19 protein-coding genes are annotated in these 23,909 nt (G+C 59.6%); 9 read left to right on the forward strand and 10 right to left on the reverse strand.

The features are described from left to right. Positions 1-426 precede the first annotated feature (426 nt). From NZK35_RS29485 to NZK35_RS29510, 6 genes are all read left to right on the forward strand, one after another. Positions 427-1,536, forward strand: coding sequence for an RDD family protein (locus NZK35_RS29485; RefSeq protein WP_259636120.1), 1,110 nt, complete (start codon positions 427-429; stop codon positions 1,534-1,536). Further along, a complete protein-coding gene (locus tag NZK35_RS29490) occupies positions 1,533-2,609 on the forward strand; it encodes a stage II sporulation protein M (RefSeq protein ID WP_259636121.1) in 1,077 nt (358 codons plus the stop codon). The genes NZK35_RS29485 and NZK35_RS29490 overlap by 4 nt, the downstream gene beginning before the upstream one ends. Continuing rightward, the gene (locus tag NZK35_RS29495) at positions 2,599-3,597 is read left to right on the forward strand and encodes a hypothetical protein (protein ID WP_259636122.1); all 999 of its coding nucleotides are present in this window, start codon (positions 2,599-2,601) and stop codon (positions 3,595-3,597) included. Before NZK35_RS29490 ends, NZK35_RS29495 begins: the two co-directional genes overlap by 11 nt. A 179-nt stretch (positions 3,598-3,776) precedes the next feature. Continuing rightward, positions 3,777-4,766, forward strand: a complete 990-nt coding sequence (locus NZK35_RS29500; protein ID WP_259636123.1) for a DUF4129 domain-containing protein — start codon at positions 3,777-3,779, stop codon at positions 4,764-4,766. Beyond that, positions 4,763-6,289 carry a DUF4350 domain-containing protein gene (locus NZK35_RS29505; protein WP_259636124.1) on the forward strand — a complete coding sequence of 509 codons (1,527 nt, stop codon included), beginning with the start codon at positions 4,763-4,765 and terminating at the stop codon, positions 6,287-6,289. The genes NZK35_RS29500 and NZK35_RS29505 overlap by 4 nt, the downstream gene beginning before the upstream one ends. 138 nt (positions 6,290-6,427) lie before the next feature. Continuing rightward, positions 6,428-7,408, forward strand: a complete 981-nt coding sequence (locus NZK35_RS29510; RefSeq protein ID WP_259636138.1) for an AAA family ATPase — start codon at positions 6,428-6,430, stop codon at positions 7,406-7,408. Between the two features lie 31 nt (positions 7,409-7,439). Here NZK35_RS29510 and NZK35_RS29515 read toward each other — a convergent pair whose 3' ends face one another. Continuing rightward, positions 7,440-8,528, reverse strand: coding sequence for an SGNH/GDSL hydrolase family protein (locus NZK35_RS29515; protein WP_259636125.1), 1,089 nt, complete (start codon positions 8,526-8,528; stop codon positions 7,440-7,442). A gap of 265 nt (positions 8,529-8,793) precedes the next feature. Next, positions 8,794-10,143 (reverse strand): DUF6666 family protein, encoded by a 1,350-nt coding sequence (locus NZK35_RS29520; protein WP_259636126.1) that lies wholly within the window; start codon positions 10,141-10,143, stop codon positions 8,794-8,796. Positions 10,144-10,349: 206 nt separating this feature from the next. Here NZK35_RS29520 and NZK35_RS29525 point away from each other — a divergent pair, with 206 nt between their 5' ends. Further along, entirely contained in the window at positions 10,350-11,231 is an 882-nt protein-coding gene (locus NZK35_RS29525) for an NHL repeat-containing protein (RefSeq protein WP_259636127.1), read from the forward strand. Between the two features lie 4 nt (positions 11,232-11,235). Here the strand turns inward: NZK35_RS29525 and NZK35_RS29530 are convergent, their stop codons facing one another. The 6 genes from NZK35_RS29530 to NZK35_RS29555 form a co-directional block, all read right to left on the reverse strand. Then, positions 11,236-11,592, reverse strand: coding sequence for a hypothetical protein (locus NZK35_RS29530; RefSeq protein ID WP_259636128.1), 357 nt, complete (start codon positions 11,590-11,592; stop codon positions 11,236-11,238). Positions 11,593-12,312: 720 nt separating this feature from the next. Then, complete coding sequence (locus NZK35_RS29535) at positions 12,313-12,930, reverse strand: response regulator transcription factor (protein WP_259636129.1); 618 nt, start codon at positions 12,928-12,930, stop codon at positions 12,313-12,315. Positions 12,931-13,084: 154 nt separating this feature from the next. After that, positions 13,085-13,747, reverse strand: coding sequence for a hypothetical protein (locus NZK35_RS29540; RefSeq protein WP_259636130.1), 663 nt, complete (start codon positions 13,745-13,747; stop codon positions 13,085-13,087). After that, on the reverse strand, positions 13,744-16,053 hold the full coding sequence (locus NZK35_RS29545; protein WP_259636131.1) for a serine/threonine-protein kinase: 2,310 nt from the start codon (positions 16,051-16,053) through the stop codon (positions 13,744-13,746). Before NZK35_RS29545 ends, NZK35_RS29540 begins: the two co-directional genes overlap by 4 nt. Positions 16,054-16,094: 41 nt before the next feature. Further along, positions 16,095-16,724, reverse strand: coding sequence for a hypothetical protein (locus tag NZK35_RS29550; RefSeq protein WP_259636132.1), 630 nt, complete (start codon positions 16,722-16,724; stop codon positions 16,095-16,097). A gap of 93 nt (positions 16,725-16,817) precedes the next feature. Then, the gene (locus NZK35_RS29555; protein WP_259636133.1) at positions 16,818-17,624 is read right to left on the reverse strand and encodes a hypothetical protein; all 807 of its coding nucleotides are present in this window, start codon (positions 17,622-17,624) and stop codon (positions 16,818-16,820) included. A gap of 1,435 nt (positions 17,625-19,059) precedes the next feature. Here NZK35_RS29555 and NZK35_RS29560 point away from each other — a divergent pair. Then, positions 19,060-20,250: an aminotransferase class V-fold PLP-dependent enzyme gene (locus NZK35_RS29560; protein WP_259636134.1), complete on the forward strand. Its 1,191-nt coding sequence runs from the start codon at positions 19,060-19,062 to the stop codon at positions 20,248-20,250. A gap of 86 nt (positions 20,251-20,336) precedes the next feature. Here the strand turns inward: NZK35_RS29560 and queG are convergent, their stop codons facing one another. Together queG and NZK35_RS29570 are read right to left on the reverse strand one after the other, a co-directional pair. After that, positions 20,337-21,383, reverse strand: coding sequence for a tRNA epoxyqueuosine(34) reductase QueG (gene queG / locus NZK35_RS29565; RefSeq protein WP_259636135.1), 1,047 nt, complete (start codon positions 21,381-21,383; stop codon positions 20,337-20,339). A gap of 9 nt (positions 21,384-21,392) precedes the next feature. Continuing rightward, positions 21,393-22,514 carry a Gfo/Idh/MocA family protein gene (locus NZK35_RS29570; protein ID WP_259636136.1) on the reverse strand — a complete coding sequence of 374 codons (1,122 nt, stop codon included), beginning with the start codon at positions 22,512-22,514 and terminating at the stop codon, positions 21,393-21,395. A gap of 180 nt (positions 22,515-22,694) precedes the next feature. On the opposite strand from NZK35_RS29570, the gene NZK35_RS29575 reads away from it, so the two are divergent. Then, a complete protein-coding gene (locus NZK35_RS29575; protein ID WP_259636137.1) occupies positions 22,695-23,840 on the forward strand; it encodes an AraC family transcriptional regulator in 1,146 nt (381 codons plus the stop codon). Positions 23,841-23,909 lie beyond the last annotated feature (69 nt).

Raw genomic sequence — 23,909 nt, forward strand, 5'->3', positions numbered from 1 at the left:
TCATCCCTCAAAAAACCTTCACCCAGTATTCGAGAACAGCCACTAAACTCGCGGAAGAACCTCCCCTGGGAGAGTCGGCCGTTTCAGCGGCCGGAGAGGGTTGCTTGAATTGTTTTGGGATACAACTCCGAATTTGATGTTGGATTGGCGATTCACGGTTCGACCTCCCCTCGCTTCGCTCGACCCTCCTGCCAGGAGGGTGACGTTCTAAACTGCAGGTCCGGAATGGAAAGACCTCGATCACGGAGGCCTGAAAGGCCGGCACAATCGGTCTCAGGAGCTGCGGGTATTGCTAATAGATGGGGAACTGTGTCGGTGAGATCACCATTTGAAACTTAAGAATCCCCGACGGTTGCGTCCCGCGGCCTTGGGGGGTGATAATCAAGCGACCGCCGGGATGACCATTTTCGCTTCTCAATCATTTGCATGGCTGCAGTCCAACCGCTCGACACGACCATCGCCGTGGTCACGCCGGAGAACATCGCCTTTGAGTATCAATTGGCGGGGCCGTTCCGTCGTTTGCCGGCGTACTTGATTGATTTGGCGGTCCGCTGGGGCGTGATTGTGGCCGTCGGCTTGGCGATTTTGATCATCGGCGGCATGCTCAGCGCGTTGTCGACGTTTTACGGCCCGCTGACCTTCGCCTTCATCGTGATCTTGATCTTTGTGATCAATTGGTTTTACGGAACGATCGGCGAGGCGTATTTCAACGGCCGCACGGTGGGGAAGTGGTTTTGTGGCATCCGCGTGATCGAGGTCGATGGCCGCCCCGTTTCGCCACGCAGCGCGCTGCTTCGCAATTTGCTCCGCGTCGCGGACCTGGCCCCCGTCGCCGCGATCAATACCTGGGACCCCGACGTTCCGCCGATCTACTTCATCCCTACGGGCATCATCGGGTTGGTCACGATGATGATGACCGAGCGGATGCAGCGTCTGGGTGATTTGGCGGCCGGAACGATGGTTGTGGTGGACGAGCGGAAGTGGCAATTGCCGATCGCCAAAGTCGACGACGCGCGTGTGCCGGCGTTGGCGTCGTACATTCCTGGCGATTACTTGGTGACACGAAAGATGGCGCGGACTCTGGCGACGTATGTCGAACGGCGACATTTCTTGACCCCGCCGCGTCGCCGCGAAGTCGCGCGAAACCTGTCCGACCCGTTGATCGAACGCTTTGAATTCCGCAAAGACATTGACCCCGACTTGCTGTTGTACGCGCTTTATTACAAAACGTTTCTGGCCGATTCGATGACCGAGCCGGCCGACCTCGGGCCGTTGGCCGGCTACAGCCCGCTGGCCAAAGATGCCGACAAACCGTCAGGGTTGGCCGAGCCGCTGCAAAGCGCGATTCCAGATGAACTGGGGAAACCGGCACAGCGGCAACCCCTTCAGCGTCGACAGACCACGCAGCGCGGCGACGTTTGGAGCGCCGCATCGTCGAGCGCGGCGGCGAATCCTGCACCGCCGCCACCCGCGGCCGCCCCGGCGCCGTCTGCGCCGACGAGCGACCCACCTCGAACTGCGGGGGATGGCCAGTGAATGTCGCCAAGCTGTTGGAAAAACGTCGCGTCGATTGGACGGAACTAGAGCGTTTGTGCGAGGCGATGGAATTGCGTGGTAGCACGGATTCGGTCAGCCCCCAACACCGCGGGGCGTCGGGCGTGGCACGGTTTTCCTCGCTGTATCGGGCAGCCTGCGCCGATCTGGCACTTGCCGATGCCTACCAACTGCCGCCCAACACCGTCACCTACCTGCACCGGCTGGTCGCCCGCGCGCACAATCAACTTTATCGGACCCACACCCCGGCCCCGGGCGGTTGGATTCGCATCTTATTTCAGGAAGCCCCGCAGCGGATCTTCAACGATGGCTGCGTCCGCGTCGCCACGCTGGTTTTCTTTGGACTGTTCGCGCTCTCGATGGTGATGGGCGCCAGTGAAGCACAGTTTCCGGGATTCGCCGAGCGGATCTGCGGCACGAAGATGTTGGAGGGGACGGCGGAGTCGTTCAAAGAACCGCTGGCGGTGCGTCCCGAAGAATACACCGCGCGGGCGGCGTTCTACATCCGTCACAACACCGGGATCGGGCTGCAGTGTTTTGCCTATGGCATTCTGTTGATTCCTTGTCTGGTCACACTCGCCTACAACGCCATCGTCCTGGGCGCGACCTTCGGTTACATGTCGCGTGACGGGATCGAAGGGGCCGATCATTTCTTCGAATTTGTGACCGCGCATGGTCCGTTTGAACTGACGGCGATCGCGTTGTCGGCCGGCGCGGGATTGCGGTTGGGCATGGGGCTGTTCTACACCCGTGGGCTGTCGCGTGTCGATTCGGTCCGTCAAGCCGGACGCGACGCGGTGCCGGTCATGGCGGCTAGCGCGACGATGTTTGTTTTGGCAGCGTTCACCGAAGGGTTCTTGTCACCCAGCGGGGCGCCGTACTTGTTCAAGGTGGCGTGGTCGATTTTTTCCAGCGGCATGATCACGCTGTATTTCGTCGTGCTCGGATTCCCCCGAAACGAAAGCGACCGCGGATCGTTGGTGCGGACGGCGCGCTACGCCGATTTGGTGGATTCGCGTGTCCCCGCTGACGAAGGAGACCGCGATGCAACTTGATCAAACCCACGTGGCCGTCCGGGTCCGAACGTTGACGGAAATCGGCGACTTGGCGCTCGTGCTGTTGCACCGCTACCCGTCGATGCTGTTGATCGGGTTCTTGTTGGGCGCCTGGCCTTGGATGGTTGCCAACGCGCTGCTGCTGTCTTGGATTCCCTTGACCGAAGCCCAATACGGCTTGGATGATTCCGAGGCGACTTGGGAACTGATCCGCTACGGGACTTGGATGGCATTGCTGGTGTTTTTGCAGACACCGGCGGCGGGAGTTGTCACGACGATCTATTTAGGCCAAGCCGTGTTCGAGCAAAAGCCCAGTTGGCGAAGCGCGCTGAAGATCTCACGGCAACAATTCTGGCGTTGGTTTTATTGTTTGGGGATTCGGCGGTTGGCGATCCCGGTGATGATCCTGGTCGCGTTGCGATTGTTCCAGCCCTACGACACGTTCCTGGACATCACGCTTCCCATCATCATTTTTTTCGTCGCCTTGGTGGTTCGTGCCGGGCGGCCGTTTCTGCCGGAGATGATTTTGTTGGAGATGTGTCCGCTGCGGAGCAAGAATCCTAACGAGATCACGCTCGGTCGCCGCGCACGCGCCTTGCATCGCCCCGCCGGAAGCGACGTCGGCAGCCGCTGGATCGCGGTCGCCACGACGCTGACCATCATCTTTGCCGGACTGTTTTATAGTCTGGTTTGGGTGCGTGGGATCGCGACCGGCTATTGGAATTTTGGCCTGGTGACACTGTTGTTGCTTTACCCGCTGGCCCTTTGGGTGGTCGGCGGCTTGAGCGTGGTGGTGCGCATGATCGCCTATCTGGACACACGCATCCGGCTGGAGGGTTGGGACGTCGAACTGGCCGTGCGGGCCGAGGCCTTGCGTCAATTCGGCGAAGAAACCGGCGTGCCGAAAGTTGCATCACAGCGGCCGGTCGAATCGGTCCCGCCGCCGATTCCGCTCGACGCCGCTCCTGCAATCGGAGAGGCACCGTGATGGGACGCAATCTGTTCAGTCCAACGTCAGCAGACGGTCGGCGTCACCGGCAACGCAGTGGAGCCTTTTTTAGCGGTAGGGCGCGAGCCCTCCGGTGTTTTGGTAAAGATGACGAACCGGAGGGCTTGCGCCCTGCCGCTAAAGCCTTGTCAAACACAGGAAATAAATGCTTCACAGCGTTGCGTCACCGAGTGCGGCCGAACCCGGCGGGAATCGTGGTGGGACTGCTCGCGATCGTTTTGGCAATGGCGGTGCCTCCGTCGCTGACCGGGCATGTCGCCAACGCCGGCGTTGCACCGGTGAGTCGATCGGTTGAGTCGGATCTGGGGATTGGCGCGAACCGGCTGATGCCGACCGAACCACGTGAGCTCGCCATCACACTCGTCCAAACCAGCGACGCCGCGAAATCGGTCACGACGATCGAGGTTGATTCAAGCGTCAAAGAGGCGCTCGATTCCACGCCCTGGTACGACCCGGAATCCCGGCAACTGGTGCCCATCGAATTGGAGATCCGTCAAGACGACTCGATCCATCGCGAGAGCCGCTGGTTGCCCAAACCGAAAAAAATTGATCGGCCCGATCCGTCGTCCAATACGGCGACCACTGGAACCGCTCCGTCCACGGGTTTGTTCGGAAGCTCATTGACGTGGGGCAATCTGTTCGGATGGGTGCTGTTGGCCGTGATTGTGCTGGGAATCGTGGGCATCACGGTCTACGTCGTCTCGCGAGCGGAATTGCGGATGGAAAATCGCACGTCAACGGCCGCCGCAACTCGGGCGAAGGGGTTGCCCGACGAACAGACCCTGGAACGCATCAAACATTTACCGCCCGAGTTGCGGCGAACGGATGTGAACCTGCGAACCGAATGCGAACGCTTGATGCATGAAGGACGTTATGACCAGGCAATCATCTTGATGCTCGGCCATCAGCTACTGTTGTTGGATCGCAACGGGCTGCTACGGCTCAGTCGCGGAAAAACGAACGGACGCTATGTTCGCGAAACCCGCAACCGCGACGACACCATCGCCACTTGGTTGCGGGCGACTGCCGACGCGTTCGAGCAATCCTATTTCGGTCGGCACGAAATTTCCGCCCACGTGTTCGAGCAACTGTGGCGGCAAAACGAAATGCTGGAATCGGCCACCCAAGCGTACGGAGCGGGCAAATGAAACGCATCCTGCTCCCTGCGCTCCTGCTGCTGGCTTTGGCCGGCTGTGACGGCGGATTGCGGACCAGCTATGGCCCCAGCGTTGGAATTCTGGCCAAGCGGAGTGTCAACGGATTCACGACGTTGCGTAACGCATTTGGCAAGGCCGGTTTTGCCACGCGCGATCTAACTCGTTTGACCGACCGATCGAAACGCAGCTCGGTGATCATCTGGACGCCGACACATCCGACTGGAATCGAAGCCAACACGACACGGTGGTTGGAACAATGGTTGCGGATGAACGACAAGACGCTGATCTATGTGGTCCCCGATAGCGGCAGTGAAACGGAGTTTTTTCGTGATGCCAGACCGCTCGCGCCACCGGATCAACGGCTGGAGTACCGTAGGAAATACGCCGAGAACCTGATCAAAGAACACCAGTGGCAACTGTTGCGAACGGCTTTACCGTCCAACGGTTGGCTATCGATCCAGCCCAAGGTGCAACGGACTCGAATGGTGTTGGCGGATTCCGAGGCCGCACGCGATGACGCGTGGAGTGATCTGGCCGAGTCGGAGCATCCCCGTCGCGTGGAATGGGTGCTGGAAGCCTATGATCGCAAAAACAAGTCACAACAGGGGACCATCGTGTTTCAACCGGTCGGCCCGGGAACGCCGGTCTGGCCGATGGGACAGAATGTATCGCCGACGTCCACGAAAACCGAGTTCCAGTCCATCGTGTTGTCAGAAGACGGTGACACCATCGTTGCCCGCCTGACCAGCAAAGCCTGGGGCAACTCGCAAGTCGTGGTGGTCGCCGGTGGTTCTTTGCTGACCAACTATGGATTGACCCAACCAGAAAACCAGGCGCTCGCCGAGCGGTTGATTCGCACCTCGTTTGCGCCGTTGATTCAGTCCAAACGGGTGGATCCACAGGAACGGCGACTGGCTGATGGATCGCAGCCGCAAGTGAGTTTCGCGACGGCATCGTACTCCTTGCCGATCAGCGACCGCGGCACTGAAGTTCCCCGCGCTTCCGGAGCCGAATTTTTCACCGAGTTCCCGCTCAGCTTCGTCACCTTTCACATCGCGATCCTGGGCTTTGTCATTTGCTTGATGTTGATGCCGATTTTTGGTCGGCCCAAACGAGTCGATCGCGGCGTCTTGACGCATTTCGGAGACCACTTGACCGCGGTGGCCACCTTGATGCGACGACGCGGCGGTGAAACATTCGCCCGGCGACGGATCAGCGATTACATGAAACACGTCCGGGATGAAACGTCGGGCCCGTGGGTGATCGAAGAACCCGTTCACGCCCCCGACCCGGCGCTCCACTTGCACGTGCCCGATCCGAAGCGGACGGGGCTGAAGGTGACGGGGCTGAAGGTGACGACGCCACAACCGATCACGGACCCGCCCGGCGAAACATCCGGCGAATCGCCAGGTGAACCGCCCGCCGAATCAGCCAAGGCGGTTGACACGAGTACAATCCATCCAGAATCTACTGATCGTCGTCGAGACGATTCCAACCCACCCGATCGAGGCTGACCGTTGACTGACCCGACTCCTGGAAACACACAAGCCGGATCAGGTTCCGACGACCTGCTGGCACCCTCTGGCACGAGCGTGAACGCGCCCACGAACTCTGCGGCGACCTCTGCGGCGGCGGCCGCGCCGACGGATCCGATCGCGTTTCAAGGCAAAAGCGAACGCTTCGAGCCGGTGGAAAGGCTGTACCAAGCGGTCTCGGCCGAAGTCGCCAAATTGTACGTCGGCCAAGACGAACTGGTGCTCGGTACACTCACGGCGCTGTTCTCCGGCGGTCATGTGCTGATCGAATCGGTGCCCGGGCTGGGCAAGACGTTGTTCGTCCGCACACTCGGTCGCGCACTCGGTTGCGATTTCGGCCGGATCCAATTCACCGCCGACCTGATGCCTTCGGACATCACCGGCGCCCCCGTGTTCGACATGCAAAAGAGCGAGTTCCGCTTTCGCCCCGGGCCGGTGTTCACACAGCTCTTGCTGGCCGACGAAATCAACCGCTCGCCCGCCAAGACGCACGCGGCGCTGTTGGAAATCATGCAGGAATACCGCGTCACCATCGACGGAACCAGCCACGTCGTTCCACAGCCGTTCTTGGTCATGGCGACGCAAAACCCGTTGGAAAGCGAAGGCACTTACAACTTGCCGGAAGCTCAACTGGACCGGTTCATGTTCAAGTTGAAGGTCGATTACCCGAACGAAGCCCAAGAAGCAGAGATCTTGAAACTGCACAGCAAGCAGGTGAATCTGAATGAACGGCTGGAGAACGAAGTGCGAACGATCACCGACCCAGAGACCGTGCGCAAACTGATCCAACTGTGCGGAACGGTCAACGTCGAAGACGCATTGGTCGATTACATCAACAAAATCGTTCGCGCGACGCGTTCGTGGCCGGCGTTTCATATCGGCGCTTCGCCACGCGCCGGGTTGGCGTTGATGCAATGCGCTCGCACGCTGGCAGGATTCGGCGGTCGCGACTACGCGATCCCCGATGACGTGGTCGAGGTCGCGATTCCGGCGCTTCGACACCGTGTGCAGCTAACCGCCGAAGCCGAAATCGAAGGCCGCGACGTCGACGAAGAATTGCTGGCCATGATCCGAGGCATCGAAGTCCCCCGCGATTGAAAACCAGTGGGATAGGCTTCCAGCCTGTGATCTACTGGTCGTCATCGACTTGCAAGATCCCCGACGCACGCAGTTCGTCCGCCAGCCGCTTGGCGACCAGCAGCCGGCCTTGTTGCGAGAGATGAATGTGGTCATCGATGAACAACTCCAGCTTGTTCATCGGGTCGATCTCTTTTTCTAAATCGATCAGCGTGTCTCCCCGCGCGTCCGCGACGTCTCTGACGATCTGATTGTAGTTGCGATGAATCTCAAGCAGGTCTTCCAGATTCTTGGCTTCTCCCGACTCGATCAGATACGGCGGAACACCGATGTCGAATGCGTGTGGTGCGGTCAGGTACCAACAACGAATTCCATTGGCTTCGCAAATCGAGCCGATCTCTCTCAGGTTGGCACGATAGTCCTCCGGCTCGACTCGCATCCCCGAATCGGCGGTCGACGGGGGGCGTTTCACGAAACTTCGGATCAGCTGAAAGATGCGAGCGTTTCCCAAGCCGTCGGCCACGGTTGATTCGCCCGACTGTTGCTCCTTGTCCTGAAACCCTCGCGCCAGCCAATGGTCATTCCAGCCGAAATACACGGTGACCAAATCGGGATCCCATCCGATCGCTTCAGTTTCCAGCAACCGTTTGCCTTGAAAGGACGTGTAGCCGATGACGCCGGCGTTGATGACCTCGAATTTTCCCGGAGCGACCTTGTCCAGGTACGCACGCAACATGTCAGGATACGTGATCGGTCCGAAGTGCGTGCAGGAGTCGCCGAGACAGACGACTCGAAACACCTCGCCCGGCTTGTCGGCTGAGAATTCGGGGCCATAAAACCCCATGCTGTTGTGCCCGAGTGCACCCGGACGCGGACGCCAAAAAAGGGTGTCGTCGCGAGCCAAGAACGGCTGGGGGGAGTTCGTGTTGTAGTCGTCGATTGGAAAGGTAAATTCCATTCGCTCGACGCCCAGGGGCACGCGATACCCTGCGACACGCAGCATCCCCTCGGCGACCAAAAAAAACGAGGCGACGATGACGACGCTCAGGATGACCTTCCGGCGAACGGAAAGGTGGGGGCCTGGTGGGGGAGCTTGCGGCAGAGATGGCTTGCTTTTTGAAGGCGATTTCTTTTTGACCACGGTCGTCCTGCGGCAAGCCGCTTAAACAAACAATAAAACCGCCAGATGGAACAGGCACCGACAGCCGCTTAGGTTATCAGAGACAACAAACGCCGTCCAATCAGAGTCTGTTAGCGGCAGGGCGCGAGCCCTCCGGTCTTTCAAAGTCGCACGAAGGAAACACACCAGGGCCCGCAGGCTCGCGCCAAACGGCTGATGAAATCGACAGCCCGTCAGCCAGTGGCATGCGCTCCAACCGCCACGACCTCGTCAACGGCTAACCGTCTTACTTCCGATCTACCATCAACGTTCCATTGTCGGCGACCTTCAACAGCGGCCGCGAGTAGCGTGATTGCCCACCGAGTCCACCGGGGCGGTAGGTGAATCCGATCGCCAGATTCCAGCCTTCTTCCTGGTTGCCGCCGCTGCTGGTTCCCTCGTTGGGAATCAGATAGGTCGCCGAAGTGTTCCAGAGCAAATTGCCGTGAATCGGTAGATCGAGCTCCATGCCCAGCAAGCCGTCGTCATTGTCCGTCCAGCCGACGAAACCTTCGCAGGATCCGAGGCGGGCCAAGCGTTGGCGATAGAACAATCGATATTGCGTCATCGCTTCCATCGCGATGTCATTGCGGACGACGGTTCCGCTGTTGTCCAGAACACTGGTGGTCGCGGTGTCGTCATCGATGCCCACTGCGAATTTTAATCCGAACACATTGCAGCCGCGATTGACCCAGCCGAGCTCCCCGCGGAGCTGGACGAGATCGCTGCGGTAGTACCAGTCTTCATACAGATAGTCCAACACCAAGCCATACTGAAAACCGTAATCGACGGTTCGAAAGATGCCGCTGGTCAAGAAGACTTGGCCCCGCGTCTCGTCAGTGAACCCGGCTCCAGAAAGATTGTTTTGGGTGAAGCGAACGCCGGATTGCCAGGCGAGGTCGGCACCGAAAAAGCGAACCGCGGTTCCCTTGTTGAACCCTTCATAGAATCCAAAGCTGCCCGTCCCGCGACGGTCGGTTCCCGTCGAGCTGACGTTGGCAAAATTCATCGGTCCGGTGTGCCCGGCAACGCCGGCAAACAGGTCCAGTTGAGCCCACTGGATCCGCAGCCGAGGAAACAAGCAATCGATGAACCCTCCAATGCCTCCACAACATGCGTTGCATCCGCACATCGGGTCATAGCCGTCGCAACAAGCGTCGCATCCGACACCCTCGCATCCACACGCCGGCTCGATCCAAGTTTCGGCACCGCAGGATGCTTCAAACCCGCAAGACGCTTCGATCCCACAACCGGGATCCATGAACACGTCGCCCGCAGGGCAGTCACAAACCGTCTCGCAGCCACAGCTCGATTCGAAGACGGCGGGGCCGTAACCCATCTCGCCTTCGTAATACGCCACCGGCCGCACCACACCGTCGGTTTCGACCGCATGACCGACGGCGACATCGCGTGCGGCGCGTTTGACCGGTTTGGCACCGGAGAGGTCGACCCGCTCGCTATCAAAAACGTCGGCTGCCGCACGCACGACCGGTTCCCCGGCCAACGTCGGAGTTCCCCACGCCAGCAACGCGGCGACGACCAGTAAAAGCCACGCGGCCTGTTGCCAAACGCGGCGGCAAAGGCCCGTCGCAGACATTTTTCGACGACTCGACGTGTTTCGACCAGGCAAGACCCGCGTATTCGAGTGGCTTGACGTTATCATGTTCCAAATCTTTCCGCTGGGAGGCGTTGCGACATCCGAAACCGCTTCTCGGTACATTTCTTGTTTTATGTTCGGCACTCCCAATCGTGATCATTAGAAAACTTTGCGCAATCGGAATATCCTGCCACCGTTCCGTCCTGTTGGCCCTGCTGGTCATTCCGCTGGGGTTGGTGAGCCCCAGACAATCGGCCAAGGCCCAGGAGGACTCCGAACCTGCCGCGGCGAGCAAGCAGGTCGACGTCCCCGAGCCGATCGATTCGGAAAAGGCGACGGTCAATTACCCGCGAGCGGTCGCGATCGATGCCGGCAAGTTGCTGGTCGTGGACCGATTCTTGCCGGGTGTTTGGATCCAGGATGGAGAGGGGTTTAAGATTTTCACCCCCGGGACGCCGCTGTTGCGCAAGCCGATGAACGCGCCTTGGTGTGTGACCCCCCATCCAGACGGTGGCATTTTGATCGGCGATTCGGCCACCCGCGAGATCTATCATGCCAAGCAGCCCGGCGCGAAACTGGTGGCACTCAATAACGGCTACCTGGGGATCCCCATGGCGATCGTGGTCGGTGACGGAGGAAAGACGATCTTTGTCGGTGACGCGGAGCGGCGGGCGGTGTTTCGGCTACCGATCGGAGGTGGCAAGCCTGAATTGGTCGCCCGTGTCAACGCCCGCGGCTTGTCACTGGACGACGAGGGGAACCTTTGGGCGGTGACGCCAGACGCCGAAGCGATTCAGAAAATCGACGTGGAGAAAAAGACCGCGGAAACCGTCGTCGGCGATCGCCCGTACGCATTCCCCAACGGTCTGGTCTGGACCGGCGACGGGGGGTTTGTCACCGACGGCTATGGCAAGGCGATCTGGCGGTTCGGTGCCGATGGGACGACGGAAAAGTGGTTCGAAGGCGAACCATTGGTTGGACCGGTCGGGATCACTGCCGACGATCAGTACCTGTATGTCGCCGACCCACAAAAAAAACAGGTCTACCGCTTTGACCGCGAGACCAAAGCGGTGGAACCTGTTCTTTAATCGCTCAGTCGCGGACGATCACGCGACCGTGCTTGGTGATCACGATGTCGACGCATGCGCCGCAGCACTGAAACTTGTACGTCAGGATCTTGCGACCCAGAAGTCCTTTGCGACAGCCGACGTAGCAAGGCACTTCACCGGCGCACTCGCAAGGAACGCAGACGGTGACGGGGTACTTGCAGCACGTCACGGGATCCACGACGCAGAACGTTACGGGAACTGGGGGTGGCGGGCAGCAAACCGGTGCGGGTTCGCAGCAAGGGGCCGGTGCAGGCTCACAGCAACCGGCAGACGCGTTCACGGCGGCAAGTGAACCGATCAACAACGCAGTGCAAGCCGCAAAAACTCGAAGACCTTTCATTGGTTTTCCTTCTTTTAGAGGTGTCACGTTCGGTGCCGCAGGTAAGGGGGGCGACATCAATCTGATTGGCGAAGTTTTGCTCACCAACAAGGTTTGTGCAAGTCGCCCAGATTTTAATCTTTTGCTGCAATTGATGTACCTTTTAACGGTAATCCCAATCAAAACGGGGTCAAACCAGCGGCCGCCGCACGTCTGCATCCCTGTTCGCGGCCATTCTGAGCCTGTAATGGCTGCCGGCAGTCCCCTCCATCAAAATCAGATGGAGCACCCAGATTGACGGCGCCTGCGAACCATGCCTGCGCGAATCGTCACACACCTGTCGACGAAGTGTTCAACCGGACACGCTCCCGCCCCTCGGGGACAGACCCCGGGTGACCGCACCCGCCGGGGACAGACCCCGGTCGGTCGGGGACAGACCCCGGTCGGTCGGGGACAGACCCCGGTCGGTCGATCGCGGTCAGCGCGAAATGGGACCAATGGGACAGAGAGGACGTATAGGTCCCATTTGTCCTATAGGGCCTATTTGACATGCTGGTTGGGTTACAGACCCTGACCGCCCGCGGGGACACGCTCGCGGGGACAGACCCCGGTCGGTCGATCGCGGTCAGCGCGAAATGGGCCCAATGGGACAGAGAGGACGCATAGGTCCCATCTGTCCTGTAGGTCCGATTTTGCCCTATTGTTCCGCCCTCCGGAGACAGACCCCGGACGGGGCGGTTTTCACTCGAGTTCGTCGTCTTCGACGACTTCGGGACTGGCCGGATCTTCTGGTGCTCGTTTGCGCAGTTTGCGTTGCAACGATCGTCGGTGGATTCCCAACCGACGGGCCGCTTCACTGATGTTGCCCCCGCAATCGGACAGCACGCGGTGGATGTGCTCCCATTCGTTGCGGGCCAATGAGGGCGCCGGGAAACTGACTTCGCCGGTCGGCACTGACGGTTCGTCGCCGCGGGCGAACGCCGCCAAGATATCGTCAGCGTCGGCGGGCTTGCTGAGAAAATTGATCGCTCCGGCGCGGACCGCGTCGATCGAAGCGGGAATGCTGCCGAAACCCGAGAGCATGATGATTCGAGCGTTCGGATTCATCTGCAACAGTTTTCGCAGTAAATCCAGTCCTGAACGTCCCGGCATCCTTAAATCCAAGACGGCCAAGTCGGTGGGCGAGTGCTGGAAGACTTCCACCGCTTCGTCATAGCTTCCCGCGGTTTGGACGCGAAACCCGCGTTGCCGCATCGCCATCGCCAGTCGATCACGCAAAATCAACGTGTCGTCCACCAGGAGGATGCTGTCCGCTCCGATCGTCGCGGCATTGTAAACGGGGGCTATTTCGTCTGTCATAATCATCGTTTCTGCTGCCTGGCACTGGGAATCACCAACGGGAAAGCTTACCCGAGATTGTAGACAGGCGTACGCGATCGGCTATCCCACCGCGGGCGGCTAGGCCGCCAAAAACCGCGATTCTCGCCCCGATGGCGGTGGCAAGGACCAATCGCTACGACGCGCAGCGTCTGCTAAACACCCCCAGCACGCCTCCCGTGCAACACAGCCCGACCAGCGCTAAGGCGAACAGTCCTGCCATCGCCCGCAGCCGTTCCCCGACCACCGAATTGCTCATTGCTCTGCGAATGCGTTTTCGGCTGTCGGCATCAAACGTCAGCTCGACCGCGATCTCGTGCAACTCGCGGTCACCCATTTGCAGCGTGCCGACGTATCGGCGATCGACGAGTTCGTCTTCGATCCACTGCTCATCCAGAACCTCATCGTCGCACACCCATCCGGTGGTTTCTTTGATGTACAGCGCCACCGCGGCGGGCTTGAGCACCTCCAATTCCGCTTCGCACTGTTCCATGGTCTCGGCGCCGCTGGTGGTGACGACCCACCGGTGGACCGGTGATTCGAGGTCCGGTTCGGTTTCAATCCAAGCCGGTCGATCGTCGGGATAGGTTACATGGTGCATCGGTGCGACCGACAGCTCCGTCCGTTTCGGCTTGGCCGATGACATCGGATCGGCCGATGCGGATGACATGGAAATCGGCTGCTCGGAGGTTTTTTTGCCGCGTTCGGCGGTGGCTTCGAGGGACGATTCGGCAAGTCCGACCGACGCGACAAACGCGACGACGAAACAGGCCGAGGCGGCGGGAAAGAGCGTTTTCATGCGTTAGCCTCCCGAAGACGTGGTGACCGATGCTTGGGTCTCGGCCACGGGTTGGCCGCGAACATGCGTGGGTTGATCCAAGGGGCCGACATTTGCGTCGCCATCGCCAGCCCGCCGGCGACGAGCAATCCCATCGGTTGCGGCACCGGAATCAATTGCTGGACTCCCCAGGCCGCGACACACACGACCGCCACGCTCCACAGACTCAATCGTGTTCGCCGCAGTGGATCAACCGACTTCCACCAACGGATGCCTCCGAACAACAAGGCGAAGTGGGCCATCATGCCCGACGCCCGGATCGTCGAATCCTCACGATACAGTGCTTGCGGCAATTCAGAGCCCAGCATTTCGCTGTCGCCGGGAACCAGCGACAACAGCAAAAATTCATTCAACGCGTAGGCGAACAGTCCGACTCCGGCACCGACCCCGGCCAGCACCAATCGCCTGGGCAACCCTTCGCCGTCATCGCGTTCCCAAAGTTTTCCCAGTCCCAAAATGCCCTGCGCCCCGACCAAAACAACCAAGCCCATCCAAAAGTACGGTGCCACGTCGACGGCGCTGACATCGCCGCTGCGGAGTCCGATCACTCCGGCGGCAACCGCCATCGTCAACACCGTCAACGACGACGCAATCCACGACGTGTTCAGCTCCGCCATCCGCACCAAGTTGTGCTTGGCTCGCAACAGGTGACGCACCTCGCTTCGCCATTCTTGCCTGGTTCTCGCTTTGTTGGACGGTCCGGCCTGGGATGCAATGCGATGCGCCTTGGCATAGCTGGGCTGTTCACTCGAATGCAGCACCATCTGTCGAATGATGTAGTACGGCACGTAGAACGCACCCAAGATCGAAAGCGCGGGCAACAACCAATGCGTGTTGATGAACAGCACGAATGCCAGGAAGGCGCCGATCCAAAACCGGGACCGCGGCGATTGCTCGAGCGATTTCCACCAGCAACGTAAATCATGGGCCGACGAGCGGATCGCTCGCAGCAGCGGTTCGTCGACAGAGGCCGGAGCGGCCGCCGCCAAATCGGAATACTCCAGTCCCACCACCGGATCGATGGCTTCGGCGGACCGGCCGTTGTCCGGCACGTTGTCCGGCACGTTGTCCGGCACGTTGTCCGGCAGCGTGCCCTGCCGCCGACCGTGTAACCCCGGCACGTCCGTTGACGATTGGGCGTCTCCGATGGTCGAGCCGACCAAGCTGGGGACCGCCGCGGCGTCGGAGAGCGAGAGTCCCAGCGGGGCCACCAGATCGGCAATCGTTGCCGGCCGTTTTGCCGGGTCCTTGTCCAAGGCCGCCAAAATCGTTTCCCGATACGGCGACGTCACGCCGGACAGATCGGGCAGCGCGGTGAGGTGTTTGACGATGATTTCGTGACAGCTCTCGCCGTCAAAGGGCACGCGTCCGGTCAACAGCTCGTAGAGCATGATGCCCAGCGCATAGACATCGATCTCGCGGCCGTACTTGCCGCGGCCGATTTCCGGCGCCATGTAGTGAAACGTGCCCACGCTTTCGGTGTGGCCGCCCCGCTGTGACGACGAGATGTATTTGCTTAAGCCGTAGTCACCAACCTTCACGATCCCCAGATCATCGAAGATGTTGCCAGGCTTTAGGTCGCGGTGCACCAAACCGGCACTGTGCAGATGGGCCACGCCGGCGGCGATGCCGGCAAACCAACGCCGCGCCTCGGCCTCGGGCAAGCCGTCCGGGTTGCGATCCAGGATCTCTCGCAGATTCGCCCCCGCCACATACTCCATCACCACCCAAGACCCACCGTCGGCGTCCCGGCAGATGTCGTACAAGGAAACGAGATTCGGATGCTTCAGGTTCAAACACTGCGACACCCCACGCAACTCGATTTCCAGGTTGCGTTGGATCCGTTTGAGTGCGACTTCTTTGCCCGCCTGGCTGACCGCAAAATAGACTTCGCCAAATCCACCCACACCGACTCCACGCCGTATCGTGTACGGCGGCAGCGGCTGAGAACCGGGGGCATAGGTAAAGGACATCGGTCGATTTTCGGGGGGCGATCCGAGCGAAGTTTCGGTAAACGCAGATTGCATTCTATCCCCATTCGCGGAACCGTCACCCGGAAATTGCGGTGCCGGCTGGCTCGATTTCGGCTCTTGCCCGCTGGACTTCGGCTGGCAGCAACGAAAGAACTTTGCGGCAAGTCCGCCTCCGCTCTTTCTTCCTCGACGCGGCGTGTTGTCCACCTCGCTGCCCGTCGCAGATCCGTGGGGATGGCCGATGCCCTGTTGCTTGGCGGCAACCTCGGCCGCCTCGATCGGTCGTTCTGTCATGTCTCGGCCAACGAGTGTGCGTGTTTCGGGGGCGAGAGTCTTCATACTTCTTCCAACATCATGTCGAGTTCACCGATCGAGACTCGGCGTCCCGGGACAAGGTCGACCGGTTGCGGTCGAGTGGTTCGACGCGTCAATCCGGCCATCGCCGCGCCGGGTTTCAACTTCGCTTGCCAGCGTCCGTCGCGAATCACCAGCACCGCCGCCGTGTCCATGGCGGTGCAGCGGATATGGTCGCCGGCACTCGGCCCGATCAAAATGGTTTGATCGACCAATAAGACCTGATCGACATGCTGGTCAAACCGATGGGGCGGATCCAGCGACAGGATTGCGGAACGCGACAGCGGCGAGGGTTGGTGCAGCCTTAACGTGGCCGAACCCGAGATCGGAAACACGCTGTCGGCCACCAGCAATGGTCCACCGGCGTCGTGTCGTTTCACCGTCTGATCGTCCGCAGCGGACCAGAAATAGTCTCCGTTGCGGCGAACCACGGTCCCTTCGCGTCGCCGCCAATCGGTGCGGACCTGGATGTCGATCGTTGAATCCGGTCGCGCGCCACCGACGCTGAAACGGTCTCCGGTCAGCAACGCGAATCCGCCACAACGATCGATCCACAAACGCCAAGCGGACGTCTGGGCAGTTTCGGTCGTTGGGCGGATCGTTTCGTTCATCGAACAGGAGCAGAGGAGAAGCGAAGGTTGCGAGCGACTTCGGCGGACAGGCCACTTGGGCGGACAGGCCACTTGGGCGGACAGACGCGACGTTCAGTCCAATTGAATGGAGACAAGCGCCTTGGGCTGGCCGAGCTCGGAATCAAAGTAGTTGGCGATGTCGTCCAGCAAGTCTTCGTCGCCGGATTCTTCCAAATTGATTTCGCCAAAGTACTCCGCATCCACGCTCATCGTTTCTTCTTCGACGTCGATACGGGTTTCGATCTCGTCCAGCAATCGACGGGTTTGGGACAGATGACTGTCATCCAAACTCAGCTCACTCGCCGTCTGGGCGACTCGAAGTGCACCCAAGCGTGCTTGCAAGTTCTCGACTTCCACTTCCAATTGCCGTTTCGCGCTCAGCATCTCTTCCATGCGATGTTGTGCCGCGCTCAACGTCGCCTGCCGTGCGGTTAGCATTTGTTGCAGTTTATCCGCGGTCGCGCGGCGCGTCTTGAAACGCTTGAATCGATTCTTCAAATCGTCTTGGACTTGCACCGAAGTGTAGGTGCGTCCGGCATAAGTGAAGTACTCGTTGCCGCCTTCCAAATCGCCGGTCAGTCGTTCGATGTCGTTTCGGGCCGAAGCCAGCCGAGATTCGGTTTCATTCAACTGTTTTTCCAACCGGACGACTTCGATTTTTTCGCGGGCAATTCGTTTGGCGTTGTCCGTGATCTCGGGCTTCAAGTCGCTAATCATTTGACGGGCCCGCTTCAGCTCCCACTCCAGGGGGACGGCATCGCTGGCAGAATCGCGAAGCCAACTGACTCCGCATCGGGTGTAACTGGCCAGCGGAACACCGACGGCCAAACTTGACAAAAGTGCGACGGCACCGCCGGCGACGATGGCTTTCTTTAACATGGACTTAAATCCCCAAAAATTGGCGTTCGAAGAGAGCCTTCATTGGGTCGGCTCGGGTTTCGCTCTCCTGTTCGGCACCCAAACGGAGTTCTTGGGGCGGTCGGAAAGAAAATTTGGGGATCTTTCGCACTTTCGCTGGAAAAAACACGGCCTCGTGGAAAAAAACGCAGCCCGGCGGGAATCGGCTCGATTAGATCGACTTTGGCACGAAGGTGTTAGCGGAACGCTGCGAGCGGGCTGTCGATTTAAGCCCGCATGCGTAAGCAAGGGGCAGCGCGGCGCCTCTCGCTTACGCGTCGGGCTGGGATCATCGTTTTGATTTCGGAACGTCGACGATGACAGCCCGCGAGCCGTCCGGTCGCAGCTCAAACGCCTCTCGAATAACCGGAGGGCTCGCGTCCTGCCGCTCACAATCGACACCGCGTTTGGTGCCTAAGTCGATGCCATGCGTCACTCGCCGTCACACGAGGTGTTGCTGCGGATCAGATAGTGGATCGGATCGTCGGCTGCGTCCCGGCGGAGGTAAGAAGCCAAGTCCTGAAGGTCCACCGCGCGATCAGCGGCAGCATCCGCGTGCGCCAGCTGCGTCCCTCCTTTTTGCTCAGGGCCTGACTCGTTGTCCCGGTTTGGTTTCAATTTCTCAACAAACACAAAAAGCCCCTTCTTTGCACTAAAAATTAAAACGGACAGCTGTCTTGTATCACCATTGAGCCATCCACCATCTTAACTCGATAGCGTAACACGCGTGACACCCGCCTCGAAAGCGCACACATGCGTCCATTCTGTGGTCGACATCGGCATTGCAGGCAAGGTTGCGCAGCGGGGTTTGAGCATCGTCGACACAGCCACAGATGCAGCCCTCTTTCGGGTTGTCGAGGTCAGTCTTTGGAGTGTCGCTCCTTCGGCGCCTGACGAGATCACCAGAAGAACGCTTTTGGGGTTTCTGCACAAAACGACAGTGCCGTTCTGGTTGATCGTTACTTCCCTCGGAATAGTGTCCTGATTCCGACCAGACCTTCTGGTCCAACTCCTCCTGTTTCCTTCCCCACCTCAAGGAACCTTCACGAGTTTTAGAATGCAAAGCTGGCTTTCCGCTTTGGCGGCTGTCTTAACGTTGAGCGTTTCCCAATTCTCCACTGCTGGATTCACGCCCTTCATAATTCGCGAAGCCGGCGGGTCTGCACCAACGATCAGGTCCAAAACGCGATGGTCAACAGCACCGTGCCCGAACCAACGACCCTAGTCATCGCTTGTTGCGGGCTGATGGTCGCCGACGCCGCTAACGGATGTTTCGAAAGCGAATCATTGGATAGGGATCCATAAGTCGCCTCATCTTGCGGATGACGCCCAAGATTACCTAAAACGTGGTTTTTGCCAAAAAGGTGTCGGACACCTTTTTGGCGGCATGGGCCGGACGGATGACTTGGGGGACAGTGTGTCAAATCCATTTCGAACGCATTGGCGTCTCAACCCCGACGTCGACTTCCTGAATCACGGATCGTTCGGTGCGACGCCGATCGTGGTCATGGAGGCGCAGCGTGCGTGGATGGAACGGCTTGAACGCGACCCGATTGAGTTTCTGGGACCGGAACGCGCTCTGTTGCCGAAACTGGATCGGGTCCGCGATTACATCGGTCGTCTCGTCGGTGCCGACCCCGCTGATTTGGCGTTCGTGCGAAATGCGACCGAAGGCGTCAACGCGGTGCTGCGATCGTTCCCGTTTTCCCCCGGGGACGAGGTGGTGATCACCAATCACGGCTACAACGCGTGCAACAACGCCGCGCGATACGCGGCCGAGCGCTGCGGTGCCGTGGTCTCGGTCGCCGAACTGCCGTTCCCGATCGAATCAAACGCACAAGTGATCGAGGCAATCGATGCGATGTTGACGTCCAAGACGCGGTTGTTGTTGATCGATCATGTCACCAGTCCGACCGGCTTGGTCTTGCCTGTCAAAGGACTGATTGAATTGGCACGTCGTCGCGGAGTGCGCGTGATGGTCGACGGGGCACACGCGCCGGGGATGGTGCCCGTCGATCTGTCTGATTTGGATCCGGATTACTATACCGGCAACCATCACAAGTGGCTGTGTGGTCCTAAGACATCGGGCTTTTTGTACGTGCGGCGGGAATGGCAGCACGAAGTCCGTCCGACCACGATCAGCCATGGAGCGAATTCACCGGCGCTCGGAAGGACGCCGTTTTTGGCGGAATTCAATTGGGTGGGCACGTACGACCCAACGCCGATACTTTCCATGCCGGCGGCAGTCGAGTTTCTCAGTGTGCTGAAAGAAGGCGGGTTCACGCAGTTGATGCGTGACAATCACGCACTCGTGCTGGCGGGGCGGCATGCGTTGCTGGACGCACTTGGGTGTGATCTTCCCGCGCCGGCGGAGATGCTCGGCAGTCTAGCGTCGGTTCCGTTGTCGGCCGAACGTGTCGGTGACGGTGACGCTGTGAAGCGGTTGCAGCATCGGATCTATCACGAACATGCAATCGAAGTGCCGATCTTTCTACTCAACGGCACGCTTCCGTGTCTGCGGATTTCTGCCCAGGCGTACAACAGCCTGGATCAATACGAACGGTTGGCCGATGCATTGCGGGTGTGCTTGGATTCGAAACGGAGTTAGGAACTTCCTGGATCTGACGGATTTCAATCCATCGAGAGCATTTGAATCCGCAACGGCTAAACCGTCATCAGCAGTAACGAACCAGCCTACGGCATGATCTGTTGGATCGCCCAGCGGCAGGCTTCGGCGACGACTTCGTCGTCGTCGTCGGCGCCGCGTTTGAGGGCGGGCAGCGCGTCGGGGTTGCCTTGGTTGCCGAGCACGATGGCTGCGTTTCGGCGCATGCCTCGTAACCGTGTCCGCCAAAACGGGGACTTGCGATACCGGGCGCGAAACGTGTCTTCGTCGATTTCAAACAGCGATTCGAGATCGATGCGATCGAGCACCCGTTGCTCGGAGGGCGTTTCGCTTCTCCGCGCCGGCTTGCGATTCCACGGGCAGACTTCTTGGCAGACGTCGCAGCCGAAGACCCACGATCCGATCCCCTCTCGCAACTCCAGCGGGATCGCACCGCGGTGTTCGATCGTCAGGTAGCTGATGCAGCGGCTGGCATCGAGCACGCCGGGGGCGGGAAAGGCGTCGGTCGGGCAAGCGTCCAGGCAAGCCGTGCAGGTGCCGCAGTGACTGGTGTGATGTGGTGCGTCATAGGGCAATTCGACATCGACCAAGAAACACGCCAGAAAGAAGTAGCTGCCGTGTTGGCGATGCAGCAGCAACGTGTTCTTGCCGCGCCAACCGAGCCCGGCCAGTTGCGCCAATTCGCGTTCCATCAACGGCGCGGTGTCGATGCAACCGCGGGTAGAAACCTGGGGCGCAACTTCGGCGACCAGGCGTTTGAGTTGTTTCAGTTTGGCATGGATCGTGTCGTGGTAGTCTGCGCCCGGCCATGCGTAGCGCGCCACCGATCCCTGTCCAGCCGCGGCGGCGTGGTCGGCATCGGCCGGGTACGGATACGCCAACACGATGATGCTCTTGGTCCCCGTCATCACCCCGTCGGCGTGACGGTAGGCGTCCAAGCGGTCGGCAAAGTACTGCATTCCGCCGGCGTAACCCGACTCGATCCATTTGACGAGATCGGTGAAGCCTGCGGAGTCAACCGCCGGGGCGATCCCGGCGTTGATGAACCCCAATTCCGCGGCCCGTTGTCGAAACAGCGGCAGCCAGCCGGCGGGATCGGGGGGCGATTCATTCACAGGCGTGGTTCACGATTGCAGCGTGAATTCAGGCAACTTGACGATCTCTCCGCCCTTGGTGGCCGACTCATGAGCACACAACCCGACGCAGGTCCAGTTGGCGCTGGTGACGGCGTTGGGCCAGGGATCGCGGTCTTCGCTGACCGCGCTGACCATTTCGTGAACCAGGTGCGGGTGTGATCCGCCATGTCCGCCACCCTGGACGAATGACAAGTGGTCGGCGTCGTGGATTTCCGAGGGCAGGGTGAACTTTTGAATTTCGGCCGGCAACAGATGGGCAAAGTCGGGCACTTCGATCTTTTCAGCGATCTCCGATTCCGGTTTCTTTGCGGTGTGCAGGACGTGCGGTTCGTTTTCGATCAACGTCCACTCGAAACTCTTTTTTGTTCCATAAACGTCAAAGCTCTCGCGATATTGGCGGGCGACGTCATACAGGAAACGCCAGATGTGTGCCGAAAGATCGCTGTCTTTCAATTTGATGTGACAGCTCTCGACCGCGAATCGATTTCCCGACTTCTTGGCAATCGACTCGCGGACTTCGCCGGACCCGAAACAACTGACGTATTCGGCCAGTGCATTGGTCAGACCCAGGCAGGGGCTGACGACGTGCGTCGCATAGTGCATCGGGATCATCTCTTCCCAATAGCTCGGCCAGCCGTCCATGTCTTGCGGGTGCGATGCGGCCAGGTGTTGGATCTTTCCCAGTTCGCCGTTCTCGTACATCTGTTTGATGAACAGAAACTCGCGGCTGTAGACGACCGTCTCAGCCATCATGTACTTCAACCCCGTCTCCTTGACCTTTTCGACGATCTGACGGCATTCGTCGATCGTCGTTGCCATCGGCACCGTGCACATCACGTGCTTGCCGGCATCGAGTGCCTGCAGCGACATCCACGCGTGATCGGGAATCGGGCTGTTGATGTGGACGTAATCGATGTCCGGGTCGGCCAGCAGTTCCGCGTAATCGGTGTAGCGTTTCTCAATCCCAAATTGGTCGGCCGCCTTGTTCAATTCGACTTCGTTTCGTCGGCAAATCGCGACGACTTCGGCGCCGGCATGCGCTTGATAGATCGGAATGAATTCGGCGCCAAAGCCGAGGCCAATCATTGCGACGCGAACAGGTTTGGACATGGGAAACCTTTGGGAAGGGTAGCGAGGAAAGAAACGAATCGCTGTGCCGGGTCGACGGTGACGCGGGGAGGCGGAACCGCAGTTGCAAAACGAAGGTGTTTGACCGGAGCAAGCGACAAACTTAGCAAAAATCGTGATGCCATCAATGCAATATCGCGCATCATTGCTAAGCTATTTCACATGCAACAACGAAGCGTGGCGCTTTTGATCGAATCGAGTAACGAGTATGCCCGAGGGCTGCTGCGCGGGGTGTTGCGATACCAGGAAGAATTCGGCCGCTGGAAGGTCGATTTGCCGGAGCAGCATCGTGGGGCGGATCCGCCGAGTTGGTTGCGCCGGTATCCGGGCGATGGCATTTTGGCGCGGATCGAAACGGACAAGATTGCCCAGGCCGTCCGAGCGACCGGGTTGCCGACGATTGATTTAAGTGCGGCGCGGCGACTGCCCGACATTCCTTGGTTGGAAACCGACGATCAGCAAATCGCGGATTTGGCGGTCGAACATTTCCGCGAGCGTGGACTGCGTGCGTTGGCGTTTTGTGGCGAAGTCGAATTCAATTGGGCGTGTTGGCGCCGCGATGCGTTTGTGGCTGCGGCACAAGCGCGTGGGTTGGAGGTTTCGGTGTTTGACATCCCGCCGGAAACAGCGCGTTCGACGTGGGCCCGTCAGCGTCCGAAGCTGTTGCGTTGGATCCGGGACTTGCCGAGTCCCTGCGGACTGATGGCGGCGTATGATTCGTTGGCCCGACGAATTTTGGATTTGTGTGACGAAGCGGGACGGAGTGTTCCCGATTCGATCGCCGTCTTGGGCGTCGACGATGATCCGCTGTTGTGCCGGTTGGCGTCTCCTCCGTTGACCAGCGTCATTCCGGATGCCGAGCAGGCGGGTTACGTTGCGGCAGAGTTGTTGGAAAAGATGATGGACGGTCAGCCCGTTCCGGCGACGGGAACCCTGTTGCCTCCGATCGGGATTTCAACCCGTCGCTCGACCGATACCGTTGCGGTGGACGATCCGGAGATTGAAAACGCCGCGCGTTACATTCTGGCCAACGCCTGTTCGGGGATCCGTGTCGGCGATGTGGTGGCCACGACATCGATGACGCGTCGCGCGTTCGAATTGCGATTCAAAGCGATGTTGGGCAAGACGCCACACGAGATGATTGTCGCAACGCGGATCCAGCGTGCCGAACGCTTGCTGCGCGAAACCTCGTTCCCGCTGGATTTGATCGCGCGGCGTTGCGGGATCGAACATGCGGAATATCTGAGCGTGATGTTTCGAAAGCAACGTGGGATCACGCCTGGCAAATACCGCGCTTCATTCCGCTGATGGGGAAGCGATTCAGCAGCCGTTGGTGTTTAGCCTTTAGGCGATTCCGGGTCGCTGCTACGCAGCGAA

This window comes from Stieleria sedimenti, from assembly GCF_025060895.1.
GTDB lineage: Bacteria > Planctomycetota > Planctomycetia > Pirellulales > Pirellulaceae > Stieleria > Stieleria sedimenti.

Coding starts and splice junctions, on each gene's coding strand:
- NZK35_RS29505 (WP_259636124.1), top strand. CDS start 4,763: ATGAAACGCATCCTGCTCCCTGCGCTCCTGCTGCTGGCTTTGGCCGGC.
- NZK35_RS29535 (WP_259636129.1), bottom strand. CDS start 12,930: ATGACAGACGAAATAGCCCCCGTTTACAATGCCGCGACGATCGGAGCG.
- NZK35_RS29495 (WP_259636122.1), top strand. CDS start 2,599: ATGCAACTTGATCAAACCCACGTGGCCGTCCGGGTCCGAACGTTGACG.
- NZK35_RS29570 (WP_259636136.1), bottom strand. CDS start 22,514: ATGTCCAAACCTGTTCGCGTCGCAATGATTGGCCTCGGCTTTGGCGCC.
- NZK35_RS29545 (WP_259636131.1), bottom strand. CDS start 16,053: ATGACAGAACGACCGATCGAGGCGGCCGAGGTTGCCGCCAAGCAACAG.
- NZK35_RS29520 (WP_259636126.1), bottom strand. CDS start 10,143: ATGTCTGCGACGGGCCTTTGCCGCCGCGTTTGGCAACAGGCCGCGTGG.
- NZK35_RS29575 (WP_259636137.1), top strand. CDS start 22,695: ATGCAACAACGAAGCGTGGCGCTTTTGATCGAATCGAGTAACGAGTAT.
- NZK35_RS29530 (WP_259636128.1), bottom strand. CDS start 11,592: ATGAAAGGTCTTCGAGTTTTTGCGGCTTGCACTGCGTTGTTGATCGGT.
- NZK35_RS29555 (WP_259636133.1), bottom strand. CDS start 17,624: ATGTTAAAGAAAGCCATCGTCGCCGGCGGTGCCGTCGCACTTTTGTCA.
- NZK35_RS29550 (WP_259636132.1), bottom strand. CDS start 16,724: ATGAACGAAACGATCCGCCCAACGACCGAAACTGCCCAGACGTCCGCT.
- NZK35_RS29540 (WP_259636130.1), bottom strand. CDS start 13,747: ATGAAAACGCTCTTTCCCGCCGCCTCGGCCTGTTTCGTCGTCGCGTTT.
- NZK35_RS29485 (WP_259636120.1), top strand. CDS start 427: ATGGCTGCAGTCCAACCGCTCGACACGACCATCGCCGTGGTCACGCCG.